The organism is Stenotrophomonas sp. AGC87 (assembly GCF_057333975.1).
The window spans coordinates 51,488-52,886 of sequence record NZ_JBHFHW010000042.1; the positions used below are offsets into that span (position 1 = coordinate 51,488).

General features: G+C 67.3%; 1 protein-coding gene. It reads right to left on the bottom strand.

Annotated features, from left to right (window positions below):
- Nucleotides 1-148: 148 nt before the first annotated feature.
- On the bottom strand, nt 149-1,357 hold the full coding sequence (locus ACE026_RS17430; protein ID WP_486040058.1) for an acetyl-CoA C-acyltransferase: 1,209 nt from the start codon (nt 1,355-1,357) through the stop codon (nt 149-151).
- Between the last annotated feature and the right edge of the window lie 42 nt (nt 1,358-1,399).

A 1,399-nucleotide genomic window follows, 5' to 3' on the forward strand; every position in this document is an offset into this window, starting at 1 on the left:
GGCCCCCCTTTTCGTTTCCGACCTTGCACCGACCAGCGGTCGGTGCCTATCCGTTGCACCGGTCCCACCGGTTGCACCGGTCCCGCCGGATGCATCGGTGGTACCCGTTGCATCGGTGCCGACCCGAGGGCCGGCACCGATCAGTGGCTTACAGCGATTCGAAGATACCCGCCGCGCCCATGCCGGTGCCGATGCACATGGTCACCATGCCGTACTTCTGCTGGCGACGGCGCAGGCCGTGCAGCAGGGTAGCGGTGCGGATCGCGCCGGTCGCACCCAGCGGGTGGCCCAGGGCGATCGCGCCGCCCAGCGGGTTGACCTTGGACGGGTCCAGGCCGCAATCGCGGATGACCGCGAGCGACTGCGCGGCAAAGGCTTCGTTGAGCTCGATCCAGTCCAGCTGATCCTGGGTCAGGCCAGCCTGCTTGAGTGCCTTCGGGATCGCAGCGATCGGGCCGATACCCATCACTTCCGGGCGCACACCGGCAACCGAGAAGCTGACGAAGCGGGCCAGCGGGGTCAGGCCGTAATCCTTGATCGCCTGCTCGGAGGCCAGCAGCACCGCACCGGCGCCATCGCTCATCTGCGAGGAGTTGCCCGCAGTGACCGTGCCGCCGAACTGGCCGTTGCGGAACACCGGACGCAGCTTGGCCAGGCCTTCAGCGGAGGAATCCAGGCGCGGGCCTTCGTCGGTATCCACGATCTTGTCGCGGGTGATGATGCGGCGGCCGTCGGCCAGGTCCGGCTGGCGGGTGCGCACGTCGTACGGGCTGATCTCGTCCTTGAAGTCGCCGTTCTGGATCGCGGCGATGGCCTTCTGGTGCGAGGCGAGGGCGAAGGCGTCCTGCTCCTCACGCGAGACCTTCCATTCCTCGGCGACCTTCTCGGCGGTGATGCCCATGCCGTAGGCAATGGCGACGTGGTCGTTGTCGAACACGCTCGGCGCCATCGCGATCTTGTTGCCCATCATCGGCACCATCGACATCGACTCGGTACCACCGGCCAGCATCAGGTCCGAATTGCCCAGGCGGATCTGGTCGGCGGCCATGGCCACGGCCTGCAGGCCCGAGGAGCAGAAGCGATTGACGGTCTGCGCGGCGATGGTGTCCGGCAGGCCGGCGAGCAGCACGCCGATGCGTGCCACGTTCATGCCCTGCTCGGCTTCCGGCATCGCGCAGCCGATGATCGCGTCATCGATGCGGTTGAGGTCGATGCCCGGTGCCTGTGCGACCACGGAGCGGAGCACATGGGCCAGCATGTCGTCGGGACGGGTATTGCGGAACACGCCCTTGGGCGCCTTGCCCACCGGGGTGCGGGTGGCGGCGACGATGTAGGCGTCCTGGATTTGCTTGGTCATTGCAGTGATCTCTTCAAATAGGGGGACAGGCGTGGGGGGGGG